General features: G+C 64.3%; 21 protein-coding genes. 12 read left to right on the top strand and 9 right to left on the bottom strand.

Going from position 1 to position 23,502, the window contains the following annotated elements; translation table 11 throughout:
• Positions 1-20 precede the first annotated feature (20 nt).
• From MU516_RS13370 to MU516_RS13385, 4 genes are read left to right on the top strand one after another with little or no spacing between them, the layout of a single operon-like run.
• Positions 21-1,829 carry a DUF294 nucleotidyltransferase-like domain-containing protein gene (locus MU516_RS13370; RefSeq protein WP_260277724.1) on the top strand — a complete coding sequence of 603 codons (1,809 nt, stop codon included), beginning with the start codon at positions 21-23 and terminating at the stop codon, positions 1,827-1,829.
• Positions 1,826-2,353: a hypothetical protein gene (locus MU516_RS13375; RefSeq protein ID WP_260277725.1), complete on the top strand. Its 528-nt coding sequence runs from the start codon at positions 1,826-1,828 to the stop codon at positions 2,351-2,353. Before MU516_RS13370 ends, MU516_RS13375 begins: the two co-directional genes overlap by 4 nt.
• Entirely contained in the window at positions 2,325-2,690 is a 366-nt protein-coding gene (locus tag MU516_RS13380; protein ID WP_209056162.1) for a response regulator transcription factor, read from the top strand. The genes MU516_RS13375 and MU516_RS13380 overlap by 29 nt, the downstream gene beginning before the upstream one ends.
• On the top strand, positions 2,690-4,663 hold the full coding sequence (locus MU516_RS13385) for a 3'-5' exonuclease (RefSeq protein WP_260277726.1): 1,974 nt from the start codon (positions 2,690-2,692) through the stop codon (positions 4,661-4,663). Before MU516_RS13380 ends, MU516_RS13385 begins: the two co-directional genes overlap by 1 nt.
• Here the strand turns inward: MU516_RS13385 and MU516_RS13390 are convergent.
• Together MU516_RS13390 and MU516_RS13395 are read right to left on the bottom strand one after the other, a co-directional pair.
• Positions 4,639-5,127, bottom strand: coding sequence for a hypothetical protein (locus tag MU516_RS13390; RefSeq protein WP_260277727.1), 489 nt, complete (start codon positions 5,125-5,127; stop codon positions 4,639-4,641). The genes MU516_RS13385 and MU516_RS13390 overlap by 25 nt on opposite strands.
• A gap of 34 nt (positions 5,128-5,161) precedes the next feature.
• Positions 5,162-5,776 carry a rhodanese-like domain-containing protein gene (locus MU516_RS13395; RefSeq protein ID WP_260277728.1) on the bottom strand — a complete coding sequence of 205 codons (615 nt, stop codon included), beginning with the start codon at positions 5,774-5,776 and terminating at the stop codon, positions 5,162-5,164.
• 107 nt (positions 5,777-5,883) lie between these two features.
• Between MU516_RS13395 and pedF the strand changes: the two genes are divergently transcribed.
• From pedF to MU516_RS13425, 6 genes are all read left to right on the top strand, one after another.
• Entirely contained in the window at positions 5,884-6,555 is a 672-nt protein-coding gene (gene pedF, locus MU516_RS13400) for a cytochrome c-550 PedF (RefSeq protein ID WP_260277730.1), read from the top strand.
• Positions 6,556-6,588: 33 nt separating this feature from the next.
• A complete protein-coding gene (locus MU516_RS13405) occupies positions 6,589-7,350 on the top strand; it encodes a quinoprotein dehydrogenase-associated SoxYZ-like carrier (protein WP_260277731.1) in 762 nt (253 codons plus the stop codon).
• Positions 7,347-8,294: a quinoprotein relay system zinc metallohydrolase 1 gene (locus tag MU516_RS13410; RefSeq protein WP_260277733.1), complete on the top strand. Its 948-nt coding sequence runs from the start codon at positions 7,347-7,349 to the stop codon at positions 8,292-8,294. Before MU516_RS13405 ends, MU516_RS13410 begins: the two co-directional genes overlap by 4 nt.
• A gap of 53 nt (positions 8,295-8,347) precedes the next feature.
• Positions 8,348-10,219, top strand: coding sequence for a PQQ-dependent methanol/ethanol family dehydrogenase (locus MU516_RS13415; protein ID WP_260277734.1), 1,872 nt, complete (start codon positions 8,348-8,350; stop codon positions 10,217-10,219).
• A 65-nt stretch (positions 10,220-10,284) separates the two neighbouring features.
• Positions 10,285-10,911: a pentapeptide repeat-containing protein gene (locus MU516_RS13420; protein WP_260277735.1), complete on the top strand. Its 627-nt coding sequence runs from the start codon at positions 10,285-10,287 to the stop codon at positions 10,909-10,911.
• Entirely contained in the window at positions 10,893-11,306 is a 414-nt protein-coding gene (locus MU516_RS13425) for a hypothetical protein (RefSeq protein WP_260277736.1), read from the top strand. The genes MU516_RS13420 and MU516_RS13425 overlap by 19 nt, the downstream gene beginning before the upstream one ends.
• 10 nt (positions 11,307-11,316) lie before the next feature.
• Here MU516_RS13425 and MU516_RS13430 read toward each other — a convergent pair whose 3' ends face one another.
• Positions 11,317-12,912, bottom strand: a complete 1,596-nt coding sequence (locus tag MU516_RS13430; RefSeq protein ID WP_260277737.1) for a peptide chain release factor 3 — start codon at positions 12,910-12,912, stop codon at positions 11,317-11,319.
• A gap of 280 nt (positions 12,913-13,192) precedes the next feature.
• Between MU516_RS13430 and MU516_RS13435 the strand changes: the two genes are divergently transcribed.
• The gene (locus MU516_RS13435) at positions 13,193-14,659 is read left to right on the top strand and encodes a hypothetical protein (RefSeq protein ID WP_260277738.1); all 1,467 of its coding nucleotides are present in this window, start codon (positions 13,193-13,195) and stop codon (positions 14,657-14,659) included.
• Positions 14,660-14,669: 10 nt separating this feature from the next.
• On the opposite strand, the gene MU516_RS13440 is transcribed toward MU516_RS13435, so the two are convergent.
• From MU516_RS13440 to MU516_RS13460, 5 genes are all read right to left on the bottom strand, one after another.
• Positions 14,670-16,340: a formate--tetrahydrofolate ligase gene (locus tag MU516_RS13440; RefSeq protein WP_260277739.1), complete on the bottom strand. Its 1,671-nt coding sequence runs from the start codon at positions 16,338-16,340 to the stop codon at positions 14,670-14,672.
• 57 nt (positions 16,341-16,397) lie between these two features.
• Positions 16,398-16,823, bottom strand: a complete 426-nt coding sequence (locus MU516_RS13445) for a universal stress protein (protein WP_260277740.1) — start codon at positions 16,821-16,823, stop codon at positions 16,398-16,400.
• Positions 16,816-19,644, bottom strand: coding sequence for a TRAP transporter permease (locus MU516_RS13450; protein WP_260277741.1), 2,829 nt, complete (start codon positions 19,642-19,644; stop codon positions 16,816-16,818). Before MU516_RS13450 ends, MU516_RS13445 begins: the two co-directional genes overlap by 8 nt.
• A gap of 97 nt (positions 19,645-19,741) precedes the next feature.
• Positions 19,742-20,713, bottom strand: a complete 972-nt coding sequence (locus MU516_RS13455) for a TAXI family TRAP transporter solute-binding subunit (RefSeq protein ID WP_260277742.1) — start codon at positions 20,711-20,713, stop codon at positions 19,742-19,744.
• 210 nt (positions 20,714-20,923) lie between these two features.
• Positions 20,924-22,255, bottom strand: a complete 1,332-nt coding sequence (locus MU516_RS13460) for an aspartate aminotransferase family protein (RefSeq protein ID WP_260277743.1) — start codon at positions 22,253-22,255, stop codon at positions 20,924-20,926.
• Positions 22,256-22,295: 40 nt separating this feature from the next.
• Here MU516_RS13460 and MU516_RS13465 point away from each other — a divergent pair, with 40 nt between their 5' ends.
• Entirely contained in the window at positions 22,296-22,841 is a 546-nt protein-coding gene (locus tag MU516_RS13465) for a carboxymuconolactone decarboxylase family protein (RefSeq protein ID WP_260277744.1), read from the top strand.
• Here MU516_RS13465 and MU516_RS13470 read toward each other — a convergent pair.
• Positions 22,820-23,416 carry a uracil-DNA glycosylase family protein gene (locus MU516_RS13470; protein ID WP_260277745.1) on the bottom strand — a complete coding sequence of 199 codons (597 nt, stop codon included), beginning with the start codon at positions 23,414-23,416 and terminating at the stop codon, positions 22,820-22,822. The two genes, MU516_RS13465 and MU516_RS13470, sit on opposite strands and share 22 nt — an antisense overlap.
• Positions 23,417-23,502 lie beyond the last annotated feature (86 nt).

Here is a 23,502-nt window from a genome sequence, read left to right on the forward strand (position 1 = left end):
GGTTTTCAGGATTGTCCGGCATGTCCCAGACCGCCGACTTCATCGCCACTGTCCACCCCTATGACAGTCTGCCGCGGAACGAACTGGCGCGCGTCGCCGGTTCCTTCAGCCGCAGAACCTATCCTGCTGGCGCCGAAATCTATCACGTCGGGGATCTGCTGCCCGGTCTTTACCTGATCGAAGAGGGCCGGGTCCTGGTCACCGACCGCAACGGCGATTCCGTATCCGAACTGGGTCCCCGAAACTCCTTTGGCGAGCGTGGTCTGCTGCGCGACGGCTCTGCCGTGACATCTGCCCGGGCGGCTGAAGGGTGCGTCGTGCTGATGCTGCCGCGGGCCGAATTGTTGCGGCTGATCGATGCCCATCGCGCGGTGGCGCGGTTCTTCGATCGCGGTCGGGGACCCCTTGAGCGCGGCACCGATATCGCCCTGCTGAAAGTGGGCGATCTGCTCAACCGCGGGGCGCAAAGCTGCGCGCCGGACACGCCGATCATAGACGCGGCGCGAATGATGCGCGACGCAGGCATCAGCAGCCTCGGGATCGCGTCCGATGGCCGGCTGACCGGGCTTGTCACGATCCGCGACATGTCGAACCGGGTCGTGGCCGAGGGGCGCGATCTGCATGATCCGGTCAGCTCGGTGATGACGGAGGACCCGATCACCCTGCCGCCTTCGGCCTTGGGATATGATGTCCTGAACATCATGCTGGAACGGCGCATCGGCCATCTGCCCGTGGTCGAGGATGGCCGCTTCATCGGCATGATCAGCCAGACCGACCTGACCCGCGTCCAGGCGATCACCGCCTCGGCGCTGATCCGCGAGGTGGCCGAAGCAGGCAGCGTTCCCCAGATGGCCAGAACGACCGCGCGGATTCCCGGGCTTCTGCTGCAGCTTGTGCGCGCGCATCAGCGCCACGAGGTCATCACGCGCATGATCACCGATATCGCGGACGCGGTGACGCGGCGTCTGCTGGACATGGCCCAGGACGAGCTGGGACCTGCCCCTGCCGCATGGCTTTGGGCGGCCTGCGGCAGTCAGGGCCGCCAGGAACAGACCGGGGTCAGCGATCAGGACAACTGCCTGATCCTGGCCGAGGGCGCCGATCCCGCCGATCCCTATTTTGCGAAACTGGCGCGCTTTGTCAGCGACGGGCTGAATGAATGCGGGTACGTCTATTGCCCCGGCGACATGATGGCGACCAATCCGCGCTGGCGGCAGCCGCGCGATGTCTGGCAGCGCTATTTCCGGGACTGGATCGACCGCCCCAGCCCCGAGGCGCAGATGCTGGCCAGCGTCATGTTCGATCTTCGGGCGATCGGCGGCGATGCCACGCTGCTGGCCGGATTGCAGCAGGACACGTTGCAGATGGCCTCGAAGAATTCGATCTTCGTCGCGCACATGATTTCAAACTCGTTGAAGCATCGCCCGCCTCTGGGCTTGATCGGCGGGTTCGCCACCATCCGCAGCGGCGAGCATCGCCACCATATCGACATGAAACATAACGGCGTCGTGCCGGTCACCGATCTGGCGCGCGTCTATGCGCTGCAGGGGCGGCTGACAGCGGTCAACACTCGGGCAAGGCTGCAAGAGGCCGAGGCGCAGGGCGTGATCTCGGGCAGCGGCGCGCGCGATCTGATTGCCGCCTATGACCTGATCCAGACCATGCGGCTGGACAGTCAGGCGCATCTTGTCAAGGCGGATCGCAGGCCCGACAACTACCTGTCGCCCTCGGATCTGCCGGATTTCGAGCGCAGCCATCTGCGTGACGCCTTTGTGGTGGTGCGGGGGATGCAGTCGGCGGTGGGGCATGGAAAGGGAATGCTGGGATGACGGGTGTGGGCGTCGAATTGCTGGGCGTGATTGCCGTCGGGATCGGGATGGCGGCGGTGCTGTTCGCGGGGATGCATGCCTTGCGCAAGGCCGGGCTGAACTTGCCGCGCTGGCTGCTGCCGGCGGGCATCGGTCTGGCGATGATCGGCTATTCCGTCTGGAATGACTATGCGTGGTTTGGGCGGGCCAAGGACCGGCTGCCGCAGGATTCGCAGATGCTGCTTGTCGGTCGCGACAGCCAGCCCTGGGCACCATGGACATATGTGGCCCCGGTCGCGGTGCGTTTTGCCGCGCTGGATCCGGCCAGCATCCGCGACGAGGAGAATGGCATCAGGCAGGCCCAAATCACGCTGGTCGAACGGCGTGGCCAGACGCTGGTGGTGCCGCAGCAATTCGACTGCACACAGGGGCGCATCAGGCCCGCGCGAGGCGAATGGACCCCGGTACAGCCGGATGATCCGGCCTATGCCGCGGTCTGCGAGGGGGAGGGGAACGATGGCCGAGATATTGGTGATCGAGGATGAGGACAACATTGCCGTCGCGCTGGATTTCCTGCTGACGCGCGACGGCCACCGGCACGCCAGGATGGCGACCGGCAAAGGGGCGGTCGCGCGGATCCGCGACACGCATCCCGATCTGGTGTTGCTGGATGTGATGTTGCCCGATGTCTCGGGCTATCAGATCGTGCAGGACGTCCGGGCCGATCCGGCCCTGAAGGACGTGCGGGTGCTGATGATGACCGCACGCGGTTCGGTCGTCGAACGCCGCAAGGGGCTGGCGCTGGGGGCGGACGGCTTTATCGCCAAACCATTCGAGCTGAACGAACTGCGCGCCGAGATGGCCCGGCTGCTGGACGCGTGATGCTGAGCCGGCTGTCCTTGCGGCTGCGGGTGCTGCTGATCTTCGCGGGGCTGGCGTGTTCCGTGCTGGCGGCTGTGATCCTTGGCCTGTGGGTCCAGGCACGCCGTCTGATGACGGCGGGCGTCGGCGCGGATATCGCGCTGGATCCGATTCTGCAGGCGGGGCTGATCGCGGGTTTCGCCGTTCTGGCCCTGGTCACCGGCGTCTGGTTCTTGTTCGATCGAAACGTGGCGCGTCCGATCGAGGTTCTGGCCGGTGGTCTGCGGACCGGGCAGGTTCCGGACCCGGACGAGGCCCGCTATCTGGCCGATCTTGGCCCCGCCGCGCGCGATGCGGCCGAGGCGCGGGCGCGCTCGGCCGAGGCGCTGGCCGAGGCGGTGCAGGAACATGCCGCCGAACTTGGCCGTGAAAAGGCGACGCTGGAATCGATCCTTGCCGATTTCGGTGCCGGTGCGGTGATGACCGATGCACAGGGCAGGGTGGTATTCTACAACGCCTCGGCGGCCCGGCTGCTTCCCGGTCTGGCGCTGGACCGGGCGCTGGACCGCCATATCGTGCCCGGCGCGCTGGAGGCTGCGGCAGCCCGGCTGGCGGCGGGCGCAGAGGCCACCGATCTGGTATGTCTGACGGCCGAAGGCGCGCGGCTGTCGGGGCGGATGCGGCGGATCGACAACGGCACGCTGCTGATCCTGAGGGACCGCGCGCCCGACCGTCCCGCACCGCGCGACGCGATGGAGGCCCTGCGCCGTCACGCCGCCACGCTGGTGCCGATGCTGGATGCGCTGGACGGGCCGATCCCGCCCGCGCTGGCACAGGCGATCCGTGATGAAGGGCAGGGGCTGGCCCAGGCCACGCGACGGCTGTCCGAGATCATGTCTGCCGATGCGCCCACCGGCAGCGCCTTGCTGGCCGAACTTGCCACCGGTCTTGATCCTGCCGAGGCAGTGCCGCGCTTGTCGGTGCTGGCCGAGGCCGGTCCGATGAACGCGCTGCTGCGGATTCTGGACGACAGGTTGCGCGCCGATGCCGTCGCGCCACGCCTGCGGATCGGACATGGCGACCCCGGCGAGGTGCATCTTCTGCTGGAATGGCAGGGATCGAGCGTGCCGATGGACAGGCTGGAAGGCTGGTTGCAGGCCGCGCCCGATACCGGTCAGCCGGACCTGACCGGTAATCAGATCCTTGCGGCGCATGGCACCGGCATCTGGCCCGAAGCCGCCGAAGGCACCGCGCGACTGGTCCTGCCGCTGCGGCTGGCCCCTGGACAGGCCGGCGGGGCGGGGCTGACCTATGACTTCGCGCTGTCCAGCCGTGGGGCGGCGTCATCGCGGCTGGCCGACCTGACATGCGTGGTCTTCGACACCGAAACCACCGGACTGGCGACCACCGACCGGATCGTGCAGATCGCCGGCGTGCGGATCGCCCGGGGGCGGCTGACCGGCGAACGTTTCGAAACGCTGGTCAATCCCGGCAGGCCGATCCCGCCGGGCGCAACCGCAATCCATCGCATCACCGATCAGATGGTGGCGGACGCCCCCGACATGACCGCGGCGCTGACGGCGTTTCACCATTTTGCCGAGGATGCGGTCCTGATCGCTCACAACGCCCCGTTCGACATGGGCCTGTTGCGTGCAGCCGCCGCCGAAACTGGCGCGCATTTCGATAACCGGGTCCTGGACACGGTTCTATTGTCGGCGGTGGTCTGGGGCGGGTCGGTGCCGCACACGCTGGATGCGCTGACTCAGAGGCTCGGCATCGCCATTCCGCCCGAGGATCGCCACACCGCGATGGGCGATACGGTCGCCACGGCCGAGGCATTCTTGCGGCTGATCCCGGCGCTGGAGGCGAAGGGCATCGAGCGTTTCGAGCAGGCCGTCATCGAGGGCCGCCGGCACAGACGCCTGATCGCCGATGCAAACCTGCCGATCACCGCCACCGGCGGCGGCGATCAAAGCTCGATTTCCGGGGCGTAGGGGTCGCGGGGGACCACGGGCGTCTTGTCCTGATCTTCGGGCGCCCCGAACTCTTTCAGGCTGTCGCCTATGGGCGGGGGCGGCGGTGCATCGGCCTTGCGCCGGATTATGATATCACCGTTCTCAAGGCGTTCCGGCGTCTGATAGTTGCCCAAGTCGTCCACCAGAACCGACAGGTCCTTCAGCACGGGTGCCATGCGCGACAGCGCACCCGACATGCTGTCACCCAGATTGTTCAGGTCGGGGCCGACATCGTCCATCAGGTTTTGCAGGATCATGCCCATGCCGCGCTCGATCAGGCCAAGGCCGTCGTCTTCGGCCTGCGGCGCCTGGTCCGCGGGCGGCGGGGAATAGTCATAGTCCTGCTGCGCCATCACGGGAAGCGCAGCAAGGAACAGACCGGAAAGGGCGACAAGACGCAGGCTCATAAGACCGAAGATGGGGGCTGGCGGGTCGTCGCGCAAGCCGGTTTCGGCGAATGGGCGTAGCTGCCGCCGGTCAGTTTCGTGTTGCGCAGTGCCGTGCGCCGAAGGGCAAAGGAACCGCCGTCCGGGTCGGCATGTCCATCAGTTGCCACATGTCCGTGCCGCCCGGAAACCAGAAGACACGGGAATATCCCGCCGCCGCGACATGCTGGACGGCATTCCAACTCATCCAGCAATCGCTGAGGCAGAAGATCACAATGGGTCGATCCTTGCGCCCCTCGCTGCACATCTGCAGTGCCTGATGCATATAGGCGGCGATGGCGGGTTCCTGCCTGCCGCGACCTATCTCGGGCAGCCAGATCGCACCGGGCAGGGTCTGGTGGCTCTCGGCTGTGATCCACGTCCCGTCGTCGCGGATGCGATAGCCCGCCGCACCCATCACGTCGATGAGCAGCGCACCGCTGTCAGCAAGCCGCGCGACCCTGGCCGGATCGGTCACGACCTGACCGCCGGGCACCGTGGGCGGGACCGGCGCGCGATAGGCGGACATGCGCAGGCCGGTCGTCGGATCGAACAACGGATCTGCCCGTGACACGCCGCCGGCGCACAGCAGGAAGATCAGTGATGCGGTTGCAAAGCGGGCGATTCCCATCACGCCAGCGTGACAGCAACCGGGACCGGTTCCCATTCGACCTTTGGCCAGATTCCCTGTTTCGCGCTTCGACCAATGGACCGTTGTTAGGTTGGCGCCGCTGGCCTCAGTCTATGGGTCAGGCAATGGGGAAGGAGTTTCAGATGCTGCGCAAGACGACCGCTTGGACAGGGCTTGTCATCCTGCTGGGGACTGCCGCCGCGCTGGGGCACGGCGATACGGTTCCGCAATCCGTCGATACGGCGGGGCTGCCCGATCTGCCCGAAGAGATGGCGGCCGAAAACCCATGGCGCGACGCCGATTCCAATACTCTTTTCAAGGCGGTCGAGGTCGGCGCGAAAGGCTATAACAGCAACTGCGCCCGCTGCCATGGACTCGAGGCGATCTCGGGGGGGCTGGCCCCCGACCTGCGCTATCTCGAAGCGTCGGATTACGGCGACGAGTGGTATCTGGACCGGATCCTGCACGGGTATGAACAGAACGGCGCGGTCAAGATGCCGCCCTTCGAAGGGATCCTGAACCAGGAGGCGATCTGGGCGATCCGCACCTATGTCGAAACCCGCCCCGACGATCAGGAAATCGCCGAAAACGCTGCCAAGCTGGCCGAGATGCGCGACAAGCTGGCCGCGGTCAAGGATGACCAGCCTGCCGCGATCGCGCTGGCCGATGAAATCGCCAGCGCCGGGCAGGGGTTCGAGGCGCTGTCCGGTGCGCCGCGTGCGATCACCCCGTTCGACGAGGCGGCATATCTGCTGTCCACCCAGCCGCCGCATGTCTCCGCCGCGCTTGAGACGCTGCAGGCAGCGGCGGACTGATCGGGGGCGGCGGTGACCTTGTTCCTGTGCCATATGCTAGATAGCGGAGCCGCCGGGCTGGCCGCCTATGGCGGTGGCGCCGCGCCGTTGGCGGGCAAGGGGGAAGACCCCTTCGACAGCGGCATGTGGGACCTGCACAGGGCCGAGTATCTGGGCGATCCGGCCGGGTGGCAGGCAGATCGCGGCATGCGGGTTCTGGCCCCGCGCGCGGCCGAGGATCCGGCGCATGTTCCGGTGATCGTCGATGCAACGGATGTTCAGGGCCAGGTGCGGCGCATCGTCGTCACCATCGACTACAGCCCACTGCCGCTGGCGTTGGTCTTTCATCCCGGTCGGGCGAAGCCGGTGCTGGGCTTCGGCGTCAAGTATGAGATCGCCGGCCCGATCCGGGCCACCGCGCTGGCCGATGGGGTGCCGGCACGCATGGGCGGAGCCTTTGTCGACGCAATGGGCGGGGGCTGCACCGCGCCAGCGGCGGCTCACGCGCGCCCGGACTGGCAAGAGGGTTTCGGTCAGATGCGGGGCAGGCTGTGGCCCGCGACCGGACGGCTGCGCGTAAGTATCCGGCATCCGATGGACACCGGACTGGCTGATGGCATCCCCGCGCATCATCTGACAGGGCTGCGGCTGCTGGACGGGCAGGGCGACCTGATCGCAAGCGTCGATCTGCACGAGCCGATCGAGGAAAATCCGGCGCTTACCTTCACGTTGCCGCCGGATCTGGCGGCGGGTCCGGTCAGGATCGAGGCGCGGGACACCAACGGGTACAGTTTCGCGGGCGAGGTGACGGCATGATCTCGCGGCGACAGGCGCTGATCGGCGGAACTGCGGCGCTGATGCTGCCGCTTCCAGCGCGTCCGGCCGCGCCCGAATACCGGCTAAGCCCGCAGCAGGTCGCGGACGGTGTCTGGCTGATCGAAGGGGCGCGCGACAGCTTTGGGCCCCGGAATGGCGGCGCGATCTGCAATATCGTGATGCTGGCCACGCATGCGGGGGCCATCGTGATCGATACCGGCGGCACAGCGCGGCACGGTGCGGCGCTGCGGCGGTTTGCCGATCAGAAGCTGGGCGGCGTCGCGGCATCGTTCAACACCCACCACCACCCGGATCACTGGTTCGGCAATCAGGCATTTGCCGACCGTCCCATTCATGTCCTGCCCATGACCGCCCGACTGCAGGCCGGGAACGCACAGGCGCTGAGCGACGGGCTGTATCGCATTCTTGGTGGCTGGATGTCGGGCACTGCGCCGCTGCCGGGTAATCCGTTGCCTGCCGGTGACGGTTTCGGCGCCGGCGGGCGTGATCTTCGGCTGCTTGCGCTGTCGGGGCACAGTCAGGCCGATCTGGCGCTGGTGGACCGCGCGACGGGGACCTTGATCGCGGGTGATCTGCTGTTTCTGGATCGTGCGCCCAGCTTTCCCGACGCCGATGCCGATATGTGGCGGGCGTCGCTGGATCTGTTGGCCGGTCTGCCCGCATCGGGCATCGTGCCAGGCCATGGTCCCTTTGCCCGCGACAGCCGGGCGTTCGTGCAGACCCGCGCCTATCTGGACGGGTTCCACGACCGCATGGCGCGCGCCGCCGATCTGGGCCTTGCCCCGTCCGAGGCGCTGGCCGCCGGCCCGATGCCCGATTTCGTCGGGCTAGGCGCCAATCCCGAGGAATATCGCCGCGCTGTCATCCAGCGATGGCGCGACTTTGAAGACCAGGCACTGCCACTGATCGGGGGCAGTGTCTGACGACGGCCGACAACCCGGCAACCCGCCGGTTCATTGCGACAGAGGAGGAGAGAATGGCTCGCAAGCAGATCACGATCCCGACCGTCAGCGCGCTGGCGCTGCTGGTGGCGGGAGGACTGGGTGGCGCATTTGCCAAGGACGTCACCTGGGAGGATATCCTGAACGACCACGAAACCACCGGTGACGTGTTGATGTATGGCATGGGCAACAACGCCCAACGCTATTCGACGCTGACCCAGATCAACGCTGAAACCGTCGGCCACCTGCGGCCTGCTTGGGCGTTTTCCTTTGGCGACGAAAAGCAGCGCGGTCAGGAAACACAGGCCATCGTGCATGACGGCGTGATCTATATCACAGGATCCTACAGCCGGGTCTGGGCGCTGGACGCCAAGACCGGCGAGCGGCTGTGGAAGTTCGAGGCGCGCCTGCCCGATGATATCCGCCCCTGCTGTGACGTGGTCAACAGGGGCGCCGCGATCTATGGCGACAAGATCTTCTTCGGTGGGCTGGATGCCAGCATCTATGCGCTGGACAGGAAGACCGGCAAGGTCGTCTGGCGCGAGAAGTTCGCCGATCACAAGGTCGGCTATACCATGACCGGCGCGCCGACCATCGTGAAGGACAAGGAAACCGACCGGGTGATGCTGATCCACGGCAGCTCGGGCGATGAGTTCGGCGTGGTCGGCAAGCTGTATGCCCGCGATGTCGAGACCGGCGAAGAAATCTGGATGCGGCCCTTTGTGGAAGGTCACACGGGCAACCTGAATGGTCAGGAAAGCACCACGACGGGCGATGCCTCGGCCCCCAGCTGGCCTGTGAACGAGGATGGCAGCAAGGTCGAGGCGTGGCATCACGGCGGCGGCGCGCCCTGGCAATCGGCCAGCTTCGATCCCGAGACCAACACGATCGTCGTCGGCACCGGCAACCCTGCGCCCTGGAATACATGGGAACGCTCGCAGGGCGAGAATTACTGGGACTACGACAGCCTTTACACCTCTGGTCAGGCCTATGTGAACCCGACCGATGGCGAGGTGGTGGGCTTTTACCAGCACACGCCGAATGACGCATGGGACTTTTCCGGCAATAACGAGATCATCCTGTTCGACTATACCGACAAGGACGGCAACACCCATCGCGCCGGTGGTCATGCCGACCGGAACGGGTTCTTCTATGTCACCGACATCGACGCGCTCAGCGAACGTGGCACGGAAATCAACAAGCCGACCGCGCTGCTGAACGCGTTCCCCTTTGTCGAGGATATCACCTGGGCAGAAGGGATCGATCTGGAAACCGGCCGCCCGATCGAGGTTAAAGGCCAGCGTCCGCCCTTGCCCGCGGAAGGGGAATCCAAAGGCGCCACCATTCAGGTCACGCCGCCCTTCCTTGGCGGCAAGAACTGGAACCCGATGGCCTATTCGCGCGATACGGGGCTGTTCTACATTCCCTCGAACGACTGGACCGAGGACTACTGGACCGAGAACGTGACCTATCAAGCGGGCGCTGCCTATCTGGGTCAGGGTTTCCGCATCAAGCGGCTGTTCGACGATCATATCGGTGCGCTGCGCGCCTTCGATCCGGCCACCGGCGAAAAGGTCTGGGAACACAAGGAAGAATTCCCGCTTTGGGCCGGCACGCTGGCCACTGCCGGAAATCTTGTCTTCACCGGCACCTCGGATGGCTATGTCAAGGCGTTCAACGCCCAGGACGGCGCAGAGCTGTGGAAGTTCCAGACGGGTTCGGGCGTCGTTTCGGTGCCAATCACATGGGAGATGGACGGCAAGCAGTATCTTGGCATCGCCTCGGGCTATGGTGGCGCGGTGCCGCTGTGGGGCGGCGACATGGCGCAGCTGACCACCCAGGTCAGCCAGGGCGGATCGTTCTGGGTCTTCGAGATCCCCGACGAATTGCTGGCCTCGGCCAACTGACCCTGCAGATCGGCGGGCGAATGCCGTCCGCCGATTCATTCTTCCCTGCCGAAAGGACGGCCATCATGTTGCGATTCCTGTTGTTTTTGACCGCGCTGATCGGTGCGATGCCCGCGAATGCCCAACAGGCCGGGATCATGGTCGAGGATCACGGTTTTCCGATCATCGTCGATACGACGGACAGACCCGACGGGCCGCTGGTGATTGACGGCTGCGAATTGAAGCCGGGCGCGGTCTGCCCCGGCGCCGACCTGCGCAACGCGAACCTGTCCGGGCTGGATCTTGGTGGCGCTGATTTTCGCGGGGCCAAGTTGACACGGGCCGACCTTTCACATGGCTCGATGAAGGGGATCGACCTGTCCGGCGCGGATCTGCGCGGCGCCAATCTCGAGAAATCGCAGCTTCAGGGCATGAAGGCGCCAGGCGCGGACCTGACCGGCGCTGATCTGGACTACACCCGCCTTGCCGGGGCCGATTTCAGCGGCGCGAACATGACCGCTGTTTCAATGGAGGCGTCCTGGGCCCCGAAGGCCCGCTTCGTCGGGGCGACCATCGTCGCCGCGAACCTGTCCGAAGCCAAGTTCTACAATGCCGATCTGGCCGAGGCGCATCTGGAATCGAACAATATCCGCTTTGCGATCTGGGAAGGCGTGCATATGGAGAACTGCACCGGATGCCCGCTCGACTGGTGATCGCGGGCTGTGCGCTTCTGGCGACCTTTGCAGGCGCCGCCAGCGGCGCGCCGTTCGCCAAGGCTTTCCAGAACTGCCGAAGCATCGAGGACGACGGCACGCGGCTGGCCTGTTTCGAAGCGCTGCCGGCGCCAAATGCAGAGCCTGAGCTCCGATTTTCCGGCGCTGGCAGCGGACAGACCCCGTTCTTTCAGGTGCGGACGCGGTCCAGGTTGGTGTTTTCCAGCGACGATGCGATTTTCGTCGCCTATCTGCTGGATCGGCACGGCGCCGTCGTGCAAAACCTGCATCAGGCCGGTGCCGGCGACGGCGAATTCGTGATCGACCGGCCTGGACGCTATCGCTTGCAGGTCAATGCATCGGGTGGCTGGCGGGTGGAACTGCAGGAACTCTAGGCCGGAACCCTCAGACCATCATTTCCTTCGTGGCCGACAACGTCAGATTCGGGTGATCGCGTCCGACCCGGTCGATATCCCATTGCAGCCGGGTCAGAAAAACCAGATCCCCGTCATGGTCTTGGGCCATGTGCTGCTTGTTGGCGTTGGCGAAGGCCTCGACCTTGTCCGTGGGTCCGGTGACCCAGCGCGCGCTGGTGAACTGCGACGCCTCGAAGCGGACGGGGATGCCGTATTCCAGTTCGATCCGGCTGGCCAGCACCTCGAATTGCAGGGCGCCGACGACGCCCACGATGAAGCCGGAACCGATCATCGGCTTGAACACCTTGGCCGCGCCTTCCTCGGCGAACTGCATCAGCGCCTTTTCCAGATGCTTGGCCTTCATCGGATCCGTGGCGCGCACCGATTGCAGCAGTTCGGGCGCGAAGGACGGGATGCCGGTAAAGCGCAGCGCCTCTCCCTCGGTCAGCGCGTCACCGATCCGCAGCTGTCCGTGATTGGGAATGCCGATGATGTCGCCTGCCCAGGCTTCTTCGGCAAGCTCGCGGTCGGCGGCCAGGAACAGCACCGGATTGGACACCGCCATCGGTTTCTTCGAGCGCACATGGGTCAGTTTCATGCCGCGTTCGAAATGGCCCGAGGCAAGGCGCACGAAGGCCACCCGGTCGCGATGCTTGGGGTCCATGTTCGCCTGCACCTTGAAGACGAAGCCGGTCACGGCCTTTTCCTCGGGCGCAATCTCGCGGCCCGATGCGTTCTGCGGCTGCGGCTGGGGGCCGAATTCACGGATCCCGTTCATCAACTCGCGCACGCCGAAGCTGTTGATGGCGCTGCCGAACCAGATCGGTGTCAGGTGGCCTTCCAGGAATGACTGGCGATCGAAGGCAGGCAGCAATTCACGCGCCATCTCGATCTCTTCGCGCAGCTGCGTCAACTGGTGCCGCGGCACATGCTCGGCCAGCTTGGGATCGTCCAGCCCGGAAATCCGGATCGATTCGGCGACCCGGTTGCGGTCGGCCCGATCCATCAGTTCCAGCCGGTCGTTCAGCATGTCATAGCAGCCAAGGAAATCGCGACCCATACCGATCGGCCAGCTTGCCGGGGCGACGTCGATTGCAAGATTTTCCTGAATCTCGTCAATAATTTCAAATGTGTCCCGACTTTCCCTGTCCATCTTGTTACAGAATGTCAGGATCGGCAAATCGCGCAGCCGGCAGACCTCGAACAGTTTCCTGGTCTGACTTTCCACGCCTTTTGCACCGTCGATCACCATGATCGCCGCATCCACGGCGGTTAGGGTTCGATAGGTGTCTTCAGAGAAATCACTGTGACCGGGTGTGTCGACCAGATTGAATCGATGCCCGTCGAAATCGAACGACATCGCCGAGGCCGAGACCGAGATCCCGCGATCCTGTTCCATCTTCATGAAGTCCGACCGGGTTCTGCGCGCCTCGCCCTTGGCACGAACCTGCCCCGCCATCTGAATCGCGCCGCCATACAGCAGGAATTTCTCGGTCAGCGTGGTCTTTCCGGCGTCGGGATGCGAGATTATCGCAAAGGTCCGGCGGCGGGCGATTTCGGGCGGAAGGTCGGGGCGGTTGCTCATGCCCGCGCATCTATCGCGCCGGCGCGCCGGACGCAATTGGCGTCGCGCAGCAAGTGTGGTGAATGAAGATGGCTGAATCTGACGAATGGAATTGCAGTAAATGAAATTCTATATTAATTGAATTGCACACTCATAAAAATGGAATATAGTTATCGGCATATCGCCGTTGAGTTATCCCAGCGTTGATCCGAAACTGGTAGTCGATATTCGCTGCGACTGATCGTGCCGCCACCGTTTTTGAAACTTGCGCGGTGATCAGGCCTTGAACAAACGGGTTTGTATGCAACTTGATGCAACCTATCAGCAATTGATGCGCATGCTTGCAGCGCGTGGTCTGGACTGGACACGGCAGCGCGTCATGGACCTTCCCGATCCGCTGTCGCCGGATCATCCGGCGGCCGCACAAGTGGCGCAATTGGCGCGGCTTGCGCCCGTTCTTTCAGGACTGCGCGGGCATATGTCCCCGCTGGAAGACATCGCGGCCCGGCGGCTGTGCCCAGTCATGGTGCGCGAGGCATCAGAAAGGGGGCTGACCGGCAAGATGACTGCCACACTGCGCGAACTGATCGCGGCAGGCGAACTGGTTTCGCGCGATGATCCGGCTTGGCAGATGGCGCGGCTTGCGGTGGTGGATGATCCCCAGGCCGACCTTGCCGACCGGCTGGCGCTGGCGGTTGAACCCATGCCCGAACTGATGGCCGAGGCCGAGGCCGCGATCTGCGCCCAGATCCCCCAAGAGGTGATCTGCGACGCGCGGATCTCGCGGTTTGCGCGGCTGCTGATGCAGGTCTATCGCTTTGGCGCGGCGCGTCCGCCCTTTGCGGATGCGCGCAGCTTCGGGCACGCCCATGACAAGGCGCGGCGCTTTGCGGAATGGGCACGGCGGAAGGGGCGCGTTGTGGCCTTGGCCCAGTCGCTAGTCTGCCTCAGGTTGCTGGACCCCGATCATGACATGGCCGAGGATCTGTCGGAGATCATCTCAAGTCAGCGCCCGGACGGTTCATTCCCCGAAAAGGTGGGTTTTTCGACTGCGGATCAGGATCTGCGGACCGGTCTTGAGGCGACAATGATCGTGCTGATCACGTTGCATCTGTGCGCCTATGGCGGGTGGCGACGTTCCCGCAGGAATGATCCGATACTGCGCCCGCTGACCCGGTCCCGCGATCGTCTTGCAGCCGCGATCGCACCACGCGTTGACGATTGGGCGCGGCGACAGAGACCGGCCGAGATGCTGGACCTTGCCGCCGCGCTGACGCGCGCGACGGGTGAGAACTGGTTCAATCGATGTGGTCTGACGGGCTATCGACCCGGAGAAGCCGGGGTGACCAGGCTTGCCGCGGCCGTCTTCTGTGATGCGCATGCGGCGCGCCATGCCCGCCAGACGCTGGATCTGGAACAGGACTTGCCAACGGCGTGGCGCGACGACCCGGAACTGCGGTGGCTGAACGGTGCCGCGGTCATGATGCGCCAGGACGATCCTGGTCGAATCTGGTCCCGATGGAGCGTTGATGATCTGGCCGTGCAGGGTGGCGTCTTCGATCGTTGCTGCCGTGATGCGTTGATATTTCCGCCGGCCACGCCCGACGCCGCGCTGCGCAAAGTGATCCGGGCGCATGGCCTGCAGATCTTGCGGACCGCTGATTGCCCCGACTCGCTGAGTTTGCAACAGGCTGCGACTTATCTGCGCCGGGCATGCATGATCGCCCAACTGTTCGAGCCGCCCCTACATCTGGCGGCCGCCGCCTGAGGCCCAGCCTTCAGAACAGGCCTTCCACCTGCCCATCGCGGTCCAGCATGATCGTTTCCGCTGCCGGATGACGGGGCAGGCCGGGCATGGTCATGATCTCGCCGCAGATTGCGACCACGAAGCCCGCACCGGCGTTCAGGCGCACCTCTCGGACCGGAATGACGTGCCCTCCCGGCGCGCCACGCAGCGACGGATCGGTGCTGAACGAATATTGCGTTTTAGCGATGCAGACTGGCATATCCCCATACCCGGCCATCTCCCACGCCTCAAGTTGCTTGCGGACACCTGCGGCCGGTTCGGCATGCGCGGCGCGGTAGATGCGGGTGCAGATGGTCTCGATTTTTTGCCACAGCGGCATCGCATCGGGATAGAGGGTGTGAAAATCGGCCTTTCCGCTTTCGGCCAGCCTGGTCACAGCATGCGCCAGATCCTCGGCCCCGGCACCGCCTTCGGCCCAGTGGCGGGCAATCACGGCTTCAACCCCGTGGTCGGTGCAGAAGCTGCGCAAGGCATCGGTTTCCGCTTCGGTATCGCCCGCGAAATGGTTCAGGGCGACGACGACAGGCAGGCCGAAACCATGCAGGTTTTCGATATGGCGGCCCAGATTGGTGCAGCCACGGACGACAGCCGCCGCATCCTCTTTCCCAAGGTCGCTTTTGGCCACGCCGCCATTCATCTTCAGCGCCCGGATCGTTGCGACCAGCACCACGGCCGACGGCGCAAGCCCGGCCAGCCGGCATTTGATGTTCAGAAACTTCTCTGCCCCCAGATCGGCGCCGAACCCCGCTTCGGTCACGACATATTCCGACATGGCAAGTGCGGCGCGCGTGGCGATCACGCTGTTGCAGCCATGGGCGATGTTGGCAAAGGGGCCGCCATGGACCAGCGCCGGGTGGTTTTCCAGGGTCTGGACCAGATTGGGCTGCATCGCGTCCTTCAGCAGGACCGTCATCGCACCGTCCGCGCCAAGATCGCGCGCCGTCACGGGGCGGCGATCGAAGGTTTCTCCGATCACGATGCGTCCCAGCCGTTCCTGCAGATCGGCAAGATCGCTGGCAAGACACAGGATGGCCATGACTTCCGAGGCGACGGTGATGTCGAACCCGGATTGGCGGGGAAAACCGTTCGTGGGCCCGCCCAAACCCACGACACCGTCCCGCAGGGCGCGGTCGTTCATGTCCATCACCCGCCGCCATGTGATCCGGCGCGTGTCGATGTTGAGGTCGTTCCCCCAATAGACATGGTTGTCGATCATCGCGGCCAGCAGGTTGTGGGCCGAGGTGATGGCGTGAAAATCTCCCGTGAAATGCAGGTTCATGTCTTCCATCGGAACGATCTGGGCCCGGCCTCCGCCCGCCGCGCCGCCCTTCATGCCGAAATTGGGCCCCAGGCTGGCTTCGCGAATGCAGATCGTGGTGCGCTTGCCGATCCGGTTCAGCGCGTCCCCAAGTCCGACGGTCGTCGTGGTCTTGCCCTCGCCTGCGGGCGTCGGGTTGATTGCCGTGACCAGCACCAGCCGGCCCGATGGGCGACCGTTCAGAGAGGCGATGGCCGCATGGGTGATCTTCGCCTTGTCATGCCCATAAGGCAGGATTTCGGCTGGGGTAAGCCCCAGCCGTTCGGCGATCTCGGCAATCGGCAGCTTGGACGCCTGCCGGGCGATCTGGATATCTGTCATCATGCCGGGATCATCGCTTCGGCAGGCTATTGGCGCAAGTATCGTTCGCAGAAGGCCAGACTAACGCACTATCATTACCGTCACCGGCGAGTGCCTAACGACCGAGTTTGCGTGGCTGCTGATCAGGATGCTGCGCAGTTCGTCGGGCCTGTGGCTGGCCATGACGATGATGTCGGCATTCACGTCGGCCGCGACCTTCAGGATCGTTTCCGATACATGGCCGTGGCCGACATGGACGGCCACCTTGCCGCCCGCCGGAAACTCGGCGTCGGCAAAGTTGTCCAGCGCAGCCTTCATTTCCTCAAGGGCCTTCACCTCGAACCCTTTGGGCAGGAATGTGGCGACCATGGAACTGCCGATATCGGGTACGATCCCCAGCAGGTGGACCGTGCCGCTGTCGCCCGCCAGACGACGGGCCTGAGGCAGGGCTTTGGACCAGCTTGCCTCGTGCTGCAGGTCGATGGGAAGCAGGACATTCTCATGCATGGCTCAGCCCTTCCTCTTTGCGGCGCAGCTGTCCCTCGCCGGGGCCGGCGCGACGCCGCTGCAACCAGATGACAAGCGCAAGGATCAGCGCCGTCGGGATGTAGATCCAGTATTTCGACGGTGCCGCGGCCGGGGCACGGACCAGAAGAATCTGCTGATCCCAGTCAAGGCCTGCTGCCTGTGCGGGGCTGTCGAAGGCGACGTTGTCAATCATCACCTCGTCGCCGTTCTGAACCGTCTCGATTCCCAGCGCGGCCAACCGCGCCGCACCGTCGGCACCCTCGGGCACCTCCAGCAGCGACGTGAACTCGATCGGTTCGCCAACGTCGTTCAGCCCTGCGACGCGCAGGCGCAAGGGATCACCCGGCGCAGAGTCCGCCAAGGCCTGTTCGAACTGCGTCGGCGGCAGGTCGTTATAGGGTGGGTAGATATAGTCCATGAAGAAGCCGGGGCGGAAGATCGCGAAGGCGATCAGCAGCAACAAGACGGATTCCCAGATCTTGTTGCGGGTGAGGAACCATCCCTGAGTCGCAGCGGCGAACAACAGCATGGCAATCGTCGCCGTGATGAAGACGAAGATGCCGTGTATCCAGTCCACGTTGATCAGCAAGAGGTCCGTGTTGAAGATGAACAGGAAGGGCAGGGCCGCTGTGCGCAGGCTGTAGAAGAACGCGACCACGCCTGTCCGGATCGGATCACCGCCCGACACGGCCGCGGCCGCGAAGCTGGCAAGTCCCACGGGTGGCGTCACATCGGCCATGATCCCGAAATAGAACACGAACAGATGAACGGCGATCAGCGGCACGATCAGCCCGTTCTGCTGACCCAGCGTGACAATCACAGGCGCCAGCAGGGCCGAGACGACGATATAGTTCGCCGTCGTCGGCAGGCCCATGCCCAGGATCAGCGACAGGATCGCGGTCAGGAACAGGATGGCCAGCAGGTTGCCGCCCGACAGCACCTCGACCACATCTGCAAGGGCCGAACCAACGCCCGTCTGGCTGACGGCACCGACGATGATGCCTGCGGTGGCGGTGGCGATGCCGATGCCGATCATGTTGCGCGCGCCCGAGATCAGGCCGTCCGCCAGATCATTGATGCCCGAACGGAAGGCTGATGCGGTCGTTTCGTTGCCGGTCCGGTCCATGCCGCGCATCATCACCATCAGCGGACGCTGCGTCAGCAGGATGAAGATCATGAAGGCCGTGGCCCAGAACGCCGACAGACCCGGCGACAGGCGATCAACCATCAGCGCCCAGACCAGTACGACGATCGGCAGCAGGAAATGCAGGCCCGACCGGACCGTCGGTCCGGGCATCGGCAGCTGCGTGACAGGGGCATTCGGGTCGTCCAGTTCCAGCGGCTCTTCCCGCGACGCGACATAGAGCAGGCCGACATAGGCGGCGGTCAGCAGCGCGAACACGACCCAGATCGCGCTGGCGCCAAAGGTCGGACGGATCCAGCCCATCGTGAATTTCAGCAGGAACGCCAGGATGCCGATGGCGACGATGCCGAACAGGAAGCCGATCAGGCGGCGCATCAGCGGCCCGGGCTCGTAGGCGCGGGGCAGACCCTTCATGCCGGCCTTCATCGCCTCGAGATGGACGATATAGACAAGCGCGATATAGCTGATCGTGGCAGGCACGAAGGCGTGCTTGACCACGTCGAAATAGGGAATGCCGACATATTCGACCATCAGGAACGCGGCAGCACCCATGACAGGCGGCATGATCTGACCGTTGACCGAAGATGCGACCTCGACCGCGCCGGCTTTTTCAGACGAAAAGCCCACCTTCTTCATCAGTGGAATGGTGAAGGTGCCGGTCGTCACGACGTTGGCGATGGACGAGCCAGAGATCAGGCCGGTCATGGCCGAACTGACCACTGCGGCCTTCGCGGGTCCGCCGCGCATGTGACCCATCAGCGAGAAGGCGACCTGGATGAAGTAGTTGCCCGCCCCCGCCTTGTCCAGCAGCGCGCCGAACAGCACGAACAGGAAGACGAAGCTGGTCGAAACGCCAAGCGCGATGCCGAACACACCTTCCGTGGTGATCCACTGGTGGTTCACGACCTCGGCCAGCGAGTTGCCCTTGTGGGCGATGATCCCCGGCATGTAAGGGCCAAGGAAGGTGTAGATCAGAAAGACAGAAGCCACGATCATCAGCGCCGGGCCAAGGCTGCGGCGCGTCGCCTCCAGCAGCAGCATGATGCCGATCACGGCAACGACGTAATCCTGCATGATCGGCGCGCCGACACGCGTACCGATGGCGTCATAGAAGAAGAAGATGTACAGCGACGATAGCGCGGCCACGACCGCCAGCGCCCATTCCCAGGGCGGAACCCAGCTTTTGGGACTGCCCAGAAGAATTGCCGCGACCACCGCAGCGCCGATCACGGGAACCCACCAGACCGGCACACCGGCCTTGGATCCGACCATGAACAGGACCGTCATCAGGACAGGAATGCCGACGCCCAGCACCATCTGGAACGGGGTTCGTTCGGCGGGATAGGCCATGTAGGCAAGGAACAATGCGAAGGCGAGGTGGATCGACCGGGTCTCGGTGTCGTTCAACACCCCGAAGCCGACCATGAAGGGGATGGGCGATGCGATCCAAAGCTGGAACAGCGACCAGCACAGCGCGGTGATCAGGATAAGCTTGCCGACACCTCCGGGCGGCGTCCGCGCGCCGGTGTCCGAAGACGCGACCAGTGCATCAAGCTCGGATTGTGACAATCCGCCATGGCCCGATGCCTCCATTTCGACGGCGCTCGCCTCGAACTGATCGTTCTTTTGACGATCGTCCTTGTCATTATCGCTCATCGCGTTCCCCCCTGTTCATGGGATTGTTCTAGTTTTTTTAGTTATCTTTAGGCGCGAAGGGCGGCCGCGAGGGGCCGCCCTTTGTCAGTCGACCGGATTATTCGATCCAGCCCTGTTCCTTGTAGTACTTCTCGGCGCCCGGATGCAGCGGTGCGCTGTTGCCTTCGGTCACCATCGCCTCGGGTTCGAGGTTGGCGAAGGCCGGGTGAAGGCCCTTGAAGCGGTCGAAATTGTCGAACACCGCCTTGACGACCTCATACACCATGTCGTCGGGCACATCGGCCGAGGTCACGAAGGTCGCCTTGACGCCGAACGTCTCGACGTCGTCGGGGTTGCCGGCATACATGCCGCCCGGAATCGTCGCCTTGGCGTAGTAGGGGTTGTCCGCGACCAGCTTGTCGATCGCCTCGCCGGTGACCGGGATCAGCTTGGCGTCCACGGTCGAGGTCGCTTCCTGGATCGAACCGTTCGGGTGGCCGACGGTGTAGATGATCGCATCCACCTTGTTGTCACCCAGCGCGGCAGACTGTTCCGCCGGCTTCAGTTCGGACGCCAGCGAGAAATCGGACATCGACCAGCCAAGCGCGTCCAGTACCACTTCCATCGTGCCGCGCTGGCCGGATCCGGGGTTGCCCACGTTCACGCGCTTGCCCTTGAGATCGTCGAAGGTCTCGATGCCGGAATCGGCGCGGGCCACCACGGTGAAGGGTTCGGGATGGACCGAGAAGATTGCCCGTTCCTTTTCGAACTTCTTGTCGCCACTGAATTCTTCGGTATCACCCATGTAGGCGTGATACTGCCAGTCGGACTGGGCGACGCCCATGGTCATGTCGCCGGCCTGGATCGCGTTGATGTTTGCGATCGAACCGCCGGTGGACGGTGCGGTGCACTTGATCCCGGTCGTTGCGGTGTCGCGGTTGACGAGCCGGCAGATCGACTGGCCGACCACATAATAGACGCCTGTCTGGCCGCCCGTGCCGATGGTGATGAAACGCTCTTCCTGCGCCGCGGCGCCGGTCGCGCCCATGGCGAAGGCAGCGCCAATTAGGATCGGTTTGAACTTGCTCATGCAGCTAACTCCCTTGTCATGCGTTTTTCGCATAGATTCCCGCGCCAAAAAGCGCAGGTTAAGGCTACGGTAGCGCAGTGAACCGGTTTGGCAATCCCTAAAGCCGGAGCTTGGTAGAATTGCCTATTGATCCTATTATTTACGGCATACTTATGAGTGGCGCCCCGTTTCGGAGGCGGCGATACGGCTGCCTGGATATGGTCGATAGCGTCAGCTGTCGCTGCCAAGCACGTCTTCCATAGCAGCGGCAAGCCGATCCGTCAGCATCCCGATCTCGGCGTCCGAGATGATGAACGGCGGTGCCAAGAGCACGTGGTCACCATGTTTGCCGTCGATGGTGCCCGACATCGGATAGCAGATCAATCCCCGCGCGAAGGCGGCCTTTTTCAGTCTGGCCGCGATCTTCCGGGACGGATCGAACGGGGCCTTCGTCGCCCGATCCTCGACCAGTTCTATCCCGCGAAACAGCCCCCTGCCGCGGATATCGCCGACATGAGGGTGCTGGCCAAAGCGTGCCTCAAGCGCCTGTTGCAGTGACGCGCCTTTCTTGCGCACCTGCGGCAGAAGGTCCCGATCCAGAATCGCGCGGACGACCGCAAGCCCTGCGGCCGTGGCGACCGGATGGCCGATATAGGTATGTCCGTGCTGGAAGAAGCCGCTGCCCGAGGCGATCGTGTCATAGATGGCCTTGCTGCACAGCATCGCACCGATCGGCTGATATCCGGCGCCCAACCCCTTGGCAATGCATAGAATATCGGGTGCGACCCCGTCCTGTTCGCAGGCGAACAGCGACCCCGTCCTGCCCATGCCGCACATCACCTCGTCAAGGATCAGAAGGATGCCGTATTCGTCGCAGATCTCGCGCACGCGCTGGAAATAACCCGGCGCGGGCGGCACAGCCCCCGCCGTCGCGCCGACCACCGGTTCGGCCATGAAGGCCATCACGGTGTCCGGACCCAGCCGCAGGATCTCTTCGCGCAGGGCTTCGGCCGCGCGGAGGCCGTATTCCTCGGCCGTTTCGCCATCGCCGCGCTCGCGGTATTCGTAGCAGGGCGCGATGTGGCTGACATCCAGAAGCAGCGGCCCGAATTGCTGTCGCCGCCATTCATTGCCGCCCGCCGACAACGCGCCGATGGTGTTTCCGTGATAGCTTTGGCGCCGCGCGATCAGGCGCGACCGCTGCGGCTGGCCTTTCTCGACCCAGTATTGCCGTGCCAGCTTGATTGCGGCCTCGGTTGCCTCGGACCCGCCGCTGACAAAATAGACCCGGTCAAGATCGCCCGGCGCGTGTTCGATCAGCAGATCTGCCAGTGCCTCGGCTGGTTCGCTGGTCAGAAAGCCGGTATGCGCAAAGGCCAGTCGGTCCAGCTGCGCCTTGATCGCGTCGGTCACTTCGCGGTCGCCGTGACCAAGGCAGCTGACCGCCGCGCCGCCCGATCCGTCCAGATAGCGGTTGCCCTGGGAATCGATCAGAAAGACACCTTCTCCGCCCACGGCAGTGGGCATTTCGGCGTGGCAATGGCGGGGAAAGACATGCGACATGGCGATATTCCTGAGTCTCTGGTCAAGAAAGGATGTCCCGATGGCCGAACAGTTTAAACCCCTGAACGACACCGAGTGGCCCGAATCCGTTGCCGCGCTGCGCGATGGGTTCGCGGGTCGGCTGAATGTCTATCGGACAATGGCGCATCATCCCGCGTTGCTGGCCGCCTGGGCGCCCCTGCGTCAGCATGTGGTGCGCGACCGCGCGATGACCGATCAGCAAAGCGAGGTGGTCATTCTGCGCACCGGCCATCATTTGCGATCCGAATACGAATGGGCGCATCATGTCAGCCGGGGACGGGCGGTGGGCATGACCGACGCGCGCATCGCCACGCTGGCAGGCCCGCTGGACGGGATGGCCGACGAGGACCGGATTCTTGCCGGCGCCGTGGATGAACTGATCGCGGATTCGCGCCTGTCCCAGACGACGCAACGCGGCGTGATCAATCTGGTCGGCACCGGCGGCATGTTCGACCTGATGGCCACGGTCGGATTCTATTCGGTGCTGGGCTTCATCGCCAACAGCCTTGACGTGCCGGTGGACGCCGACATCGCCGCCGAGCTTCAGGCCCGTCCCGCCCCCTGATCCAGTTCGGCAGCCACCGCATCGCGCAGCGCGGGCAGCAACTCTTCTTGAAACCACGGGTTGCGCCGCAGCCATGCGGTATTGCGCCAGGACGGATGGGGCAGCGGAAAGATCTCCGGCGCATGATCGCGCCAGTCCGACACGGCGCGCGTGACGTTGCGTGATCCCAGATGCCAACGCATCGCATGGCCGCCGACCAGCAATGTCAGTCTTGGCCGCAGTAGCCGCATGACCTGCGTCCGCCAGGTGCGCGCGCAGATCGCCGGAGGGGGCAGGTCCGCACCCTTGCCGTCATATCCCGGAAAGCAGAAGGCCATGGGAACGATCGCGACACGGTCGCGGTCATAGAATGTCGCCTGGTCCACGCCCATCCATTCGCGCAGCCTGTCGCCCGAACGATCCGTGAAGGGACGCCCGCTTTCGTGGACACGTGCGCCCGGCGCCTGGCCGACGATCAGCAGTCGCGCGCCGGGGCGGAACCACACCACCGGCCGCGGACGATGCGCCGTGGCCGTGGCGGCAAAGCGATCCGCGCACAGCCTGCAGCCGGAAATCTGGTCGGCGATCATCGACATTCCTTTCATCTAGTGAAAATGCGGCATGAAAGAAGGGTGCGTTTCAAAGGATTTTCAGGCATTAGGGATGACAACTGGACAGATAG

The organism is Paracoccus maritimus, assembly GCF_025195095.1.
In the GTDB taxonomy this organism is placed as follows: domain Bacteria; phylum Pseudomonadota; class Alphaproteobacteria; order Rhodobacterales; family Rhodobacteraceae; genus Paracoccus; species Paracoccus maritimus.